This window comes from Okeania sp. SIO2B9 (assembly GCF_010672505.1).
Classification (GTDB): domain Bacteria; phylum Cyanobacteriota; class Cyanobacteriia; order Cyanobacteriales; family Microcoleaceae; genus Okeania; species Okeania hirsuta.
This window is the reverse complement of record NZ_JAAHGK010000490.1, coordinates 1-5058: the sequence shown is the minus strand read 5'-3', so window position 1 is coordinate 5058 and position 5058 is coordinate 1. Positions and strand designations below refer to the sequence as shown.

Annotated in this window: 3 protein-coding genes and 1 pseudogene; 3 read left to right on the top strand and 1 reads right to left on the bottom strand. The window is 32.5% G+C overall.

Translation table 11 applies throughout. The features are described from left to right. Nucleotides 1-129: 129 nt before the first annotated feature. Nucleotides 130-2217 carry an FkbM family methyltransferase gene (locus F6K13_RS17560; protein WP_287287903.1) on the top strand — a complete coding sequence of 696 codons (2088 nt, stop codon included), beginning with the start codon at nucleotides 130-132 and terminating at the stop codon, nucleotides 2215-2217. A gap of 909 nt (nucleotides 2218-3126) precedes the next feature. After that, nucleotides 3127-4086: a GDP-mannose 4,6-dehydratase gene (locus F6K13_RS17555; protein WP_287287902.1), complete on the top strand. Its 960-nt coding sequence runs from the start codon at nucleotides 3127-3129 to the stop codon at nucleotides 4084-4086. A gap of 81 nt (nucleotides 4087-4167) precedes the next feature. On the opposite strand, the gene F6K13_RS17550 is transcribed toward F6K13_RS17555, so the two are convergent. Then, on the bottom strand, nucleotides 4168-4344 hold the full coding sequence (locus F6K13_RS17550) for a hypothetical protein (protein WP_161565029.1): 177 nt from the start codon (nucleotides 4342-4344) through the stop codon (nucleotides 4168-4170). A gap of 86 nt (nucleotides 4345-4430) precedes the next feature. Between F6K13_RS17550 and F6K13_RS17545 the strand changes: the two are divergent. Further along, nucleotides 4431-5058, top strand: a pseudogene (locus F6K13_RS17545) (Uma2 family endonuclease); the annotation flags it as partial.

The following is a 5058-nucleotide window of genomic DNA, read 5'->3' as shown; positions in this document are numbered from 1 at the left end:
TGAATTTTACCTCTGCTCTACTACTTTAGCTAAGAAATAGTTCTCTTCTTGGTTAAAGATTGATTTTATTAGTGGTAGAGCGACATATTTATTTTTTTCTGAACTGAAATTATCTAAGTATTAGTAGTCATGAAATTAGATTTAAAGAACCTTTGCTTTCAAAACCAAATTTTTCCTAGAGGCATTATTCATGTAGGTGCTTATGAGGGTAAAGATATTAAAACTTATCAAGGGTTAAATATTTCAAAAATTCTTTTCATTGAAGCTAACCCCACAGTATTTGAAAGGCTAAAAACAAATATTGCCGAAGTATCTATTGATGTGCAAGCTGTTAACTATGCTATTAGTAATCAAAATGGAAAAGTAAAATTATATGTTAACTCCATGGGACAGAGTAGTTCCATTTTGCCTTTGAAATTTTATCGAAATATTTATCCAAATATTAAAGAAACACATCAACTAACTGTTGAGTCAAAAACTCTTGATACTTTGCTATCAGAATTAGGACTAACACCAGCAGATTTTAATATTCTCAATCTAGATATTCAAGGGGCAGAACTTTTGGCATTACAAGGTGCAACTAATCTACTTAAATATATAGATGCAGTTTACACAAAAATCAATTATGAAGAACTCTATGAAGGTTGTGCTTTGGCAGAAAAAATTGATGAGTTTTTAGCACAGACTGGTTTTGGTAAAATAGCAGTTGCCACGCCTTTTCATCCTTCTTGGGGAGATGCTTTTTATGTGAGAAAACAAGTAATTAGTATGTCTACTCTTGGCAAAAATGGTGGATTAGGTAATCAAATTTTTCAGTATGGTTTCTTGAAAATATATGCTCAAGAAAATTGCTTATCAGTAGAGACTCCAAAATGGATAGGGCAAGAATTATTTGGGCATAAAGATCGAGAGATTTCTGAAGATTTACCTGAAGTTGGGGAGAATGATAATGAATTTATCCTCGGTAATACAGAAATTTTGAAAAATGTAGATATTCATGGAGAATTTTTATATCACACTCGCTATTATGTGCCCTTTAAAGAATATTTTTGTTCTTTGTTTCAACCTGCACTAGAGGTAGAGGAAAAAGTAAAACTTGCTTGGGAAAAATTACACTCTCGTGGCAACACTATCATTGGTTTACATTTACAATCACATTCAGAGGAAAATAGTAATTTTGCTGTTGCTCCGAGTGAGTGGTATAAAATTTGGTTAGATGGTTTATGGGAAACTTTAGAGGAACCAGTTTTATTTATTGCCAGCGATAATATAGAGGAATTACCTCTGGTTTATTTTGCTGAATATCATCCTGTAACCGCTCAAGACTTGGGGATAGAAGTTAATCAAGAATATCTGAATTTTTTCTTATTGAGTAAGTGTGATTTTGTTGCTATTTCTAACACTCCCTTTGCTTTTGCTGCTTGTCTATTAAATGAAGTCGGAAAATATTTCTTTCGACCTCATTTTTCCACTGCAAAACTTATACCTTTTGAACCTTGGAATAGTACGCCAGTTTTTCGAGATGTGGATATTTCAGAAATAGGGAATAGTGTTTCATTGGAGGTAAAATTTCAGGAAAATCAAGTCGAGTTAGCAAATATTCAGTCTCAGAAAGATGAACTTTCTCAGAAATTAATATCTACCCAATCTCAACTTCAACAAAATCGTGAAGAATTAGAAAATATCCAATCTCAAAGAGACCAAATATTAGAAGAATTAGAAAAATCTCAGTCTCAACTTCAGCAAAACCAAGAAAAAACCAAAAATTCCGAAGCACAACTACAGCAAATTCAAACAGAATTAGAAAATACTAAATCTCAGCGAGACGAATTTTCCGCACAATTAGTATCTGCTCAGTCTCAACTTCAGCAAAATCAAGGAACTGCCAAAAATGCCGAAGCACAACTACAACAAATTCAAGCAGAGTTAGATAAATCTTCTTCAGAACTATATGATGTGCGAGAAGAATTAGAAATTACCCAATTCCAACTCGATGAAGTACAGGTAGAATTAGAACAATCTCAATCTAAATATTTCAAGTATCAAGAAGAATTGAATACCTGTAAATCTCAACTTCAAGAAACTCAAACCGAACTAGAAAAAACCAAACTAAAACTAGAAAATCAGGAAAAAATACCACCTAATCAAAATACAAAAAACTACGCAGCACATCTCAAAAATTTAGCGAAAATTCTAGCAGAAACAATTCCAGATTGATATATAGCAATTCCTAAGAGGCGTGAGGTCAAAAATTATTTTGCTGCGTGGGAGTAGGGAATAGGGAATAGAAAAGAAGAAAAACAACTGTACCTCAGTAACTTGAGAAAGGCTAGATTGTATAAATCTATAGCAATTATAAATGATGTGCAAGAAAACTAAAATAGATCGTAAAGTCTGAAAAATAACCATTTTAATCTAACTCCAAAATATGTTTTATATAACCTGAATAAGGCTTCTATATAGAGATTACATTTAGGCAATAACCTGTTGTTTTTAATCAAAAGATATCTTTGAAAAAGAAGTCAGAATACAGGAGTCAGAAGTTATAGCAAGCGCGATAAATGTTTGCTACATTTTTGCATTGGGCAGGAGTATGGCCGAATAGCCATTTGCCCGTACAAAAGTAGGGGAGAACTAAACATCAGAATAATTAACAATAAATGGCCTGCTAATTATCAAAAAATTTATTCAGTTAGCGTGTTAATTACTTAATAATTGAAGTGTCGTCTAAGTTAAGCATTCTTTTTTTCAAAATGGTATTATAGAATAATGAGATATTTAACCCAATTAGGTAAGGATAGAGTCAGGAAAAGTCAAAAAACATTCTTATTAATTCTTACTCCTGACTTATTACCTGGAAAAGGCAATAAAGTCAGCCTTCTAATATAGGGTATGGTGAAAAAAAGTAGGCGAGGAAAGGCAATAGTTTATTGAAGTTTAACAGTAGAAAAAATTTCACTGTTTCAGTTCAAAAAAATGTCTGAATTTTGACATACAGTTCGACTTATTTGTTTTTATTGCACTACATGAATATCTCAATAACCCTTAAAACTTTGATTAATTAAAATTTCAGACTTATTCAGCAAGTCCTAAATATTTATCTCTTTTTCTCCTTCCTTAAAAATTATGAAAACAGCATTAATTTCCGGAATTTCAGGTCAAGACGGTTCCTACTTAGCCAAACTATTACTAGAAAAAGGTTATAATGTTTGTGGCACTTCCCGAGATGCCCAAATGTCTACTTTTAACAACTTATATCGTTTAGATATTCGTGACAAAATAAAATTAGACTCTATGTCTTTAACTGACTTTAGAAGTGTCTTACAAATATTAACCAAATATCAACCAGATGAAGTTTATAATCTAGCAGGTCAAAGTTCAGTAGGTCTATCTTTTCAACAACCTGTAGAAACATTAGAAAGTATCGCTACTGGCACATTAAATTTATTAGAAGCAATTAGATTTACCGGAGCAAAAATTAAATTATATAATGCTAGCTCCAGCGAATGTTTTGGCGATACAGGCGGTCAACCTGCTACAGAAATCACTCCTTTTCGCCCAAGAAGTCCCTATGCTGTTGCTAAATCTACAGCCTTTTGGGAAGTGGCAAATTATCGAGAAGCTTACAATTTATTTGCTTGTTCTGGCATATTATTTAATCACGAATCTCCCCTCAGACCTCAACGTTTTGTAACTCAAAAAATTATTTCAGTTGTTTGTAAAATTGCTAATGGAAGTAATGAAAAATTGCATTTAGGAAATATTTCAGTGCAGAGAGATTGGGGTTGGGCCCCCGAATATGTAGAAGCAATGTATTTGATGTTGCAACAGGAAGAACCAGATGATTATGTAATTGCTACTGGAGAAACTTATCCTTTGCAAGATTTTGTCATAGAAGCTTTTGCTGCTGTAGGATTAAATTGGCAAAATTATGTAGAGGTAGACCGGAGTTTATATCGCCCTACAGATATTTCTGTAGGTAGGGCAAATCCAATTAAAGCTAAAGAAAAATTAGCATGGAAAGCACAGTATAAAATGCCAGATGTTGTGCGAATGATGGTTGAGGATAGAATGGCTAATATTTAAGTTAAGTAGGGCAGCAAAAAATCACACAATCAGGTGTCTAAATATTGTGAATACTTAACAATTTGTAGATAGTTTGTTTAACTAGCTATCAGCATTTTCCGTACCGGAATGCTCCGCAAACAGCATTTCTGTACCGAAACGCTTTTTAATCTTTTTTTGTATGCCCATATTTTTATCCTTGGTCATAATAATTATGAAATATTGAATTTTATAACTGTTTTCATCTAGGGAGAATACAGATATTTTTTCTCCAATCAAAGCATCTAGAAGTTATGTAGTCTATACTTAGTGAAAAACAACAATAATATAATAAGACTATGATTAAAATCAAAATAATACCTTGAGAAAATGGCGATCGCTTAACTAGAAATGAGTTTGAAAAGCGCTGCTTTTCCATGCCAAAACATAAAAAAGCTGAACTTATTGAAGGAATTGTTTATATGACTTCACCATTAAGATTTTCTGCCCATGGAGAACCTCATCTTCAGATTAATACTTGGTTAGAAGTGTATACTGCTGCTACTCCTGGAGTTAGGAGTGTCGATAATACTACTCTCGTTTAGATAAAAATAATGAACCTCAACCAGATGCCATATTATTTATTGAACCAAGTTTGGGAGGACAAACAACAATTAGTGAGGATGATTATATAGAAGGAGCACCAGAATTAATTGTTGAAGTTGCTGCTAGTAGTGCTGCTTATGATTTGCATGATAAATTAAAAGTCTATCAACGTAATGGAGTCAAAGAATATTTAGTTGGGCGAGTTTATGAACAATAATTCAGTTATTTTTGGTTGTCTGAAGGTGAATATATTTCTGCGACAATAGATGAAAATGGAGTTATAAAAAGTCAAGTTTTTCCTGAATTATGGTTAGCAGTTAAATCCTTAATAGAAGGAAATTTAGCTGAAGTTTTAAATGTACTTCAACAAGGATTATCTAGTTCTGAACACCAATCATTTATTAGTCA

Bases quoted from the DNA above. Each gene is read 5' to 3' on its own strand.
- F6K13_RS17555 (WP_287287902.1), top strand. From the start codon at position 3,127: ATGAAAACAGCATTAATTTCCGGAATTTCAGGTCAAGACGGTTCCTAC.
- F6K13_RS17560 (WP_287287903.1), top strand. From the start codon at position 130: ATGAAATTAGATTTAAAGAACCTTTGCTTTCAAAACCAAATTTTTCCT.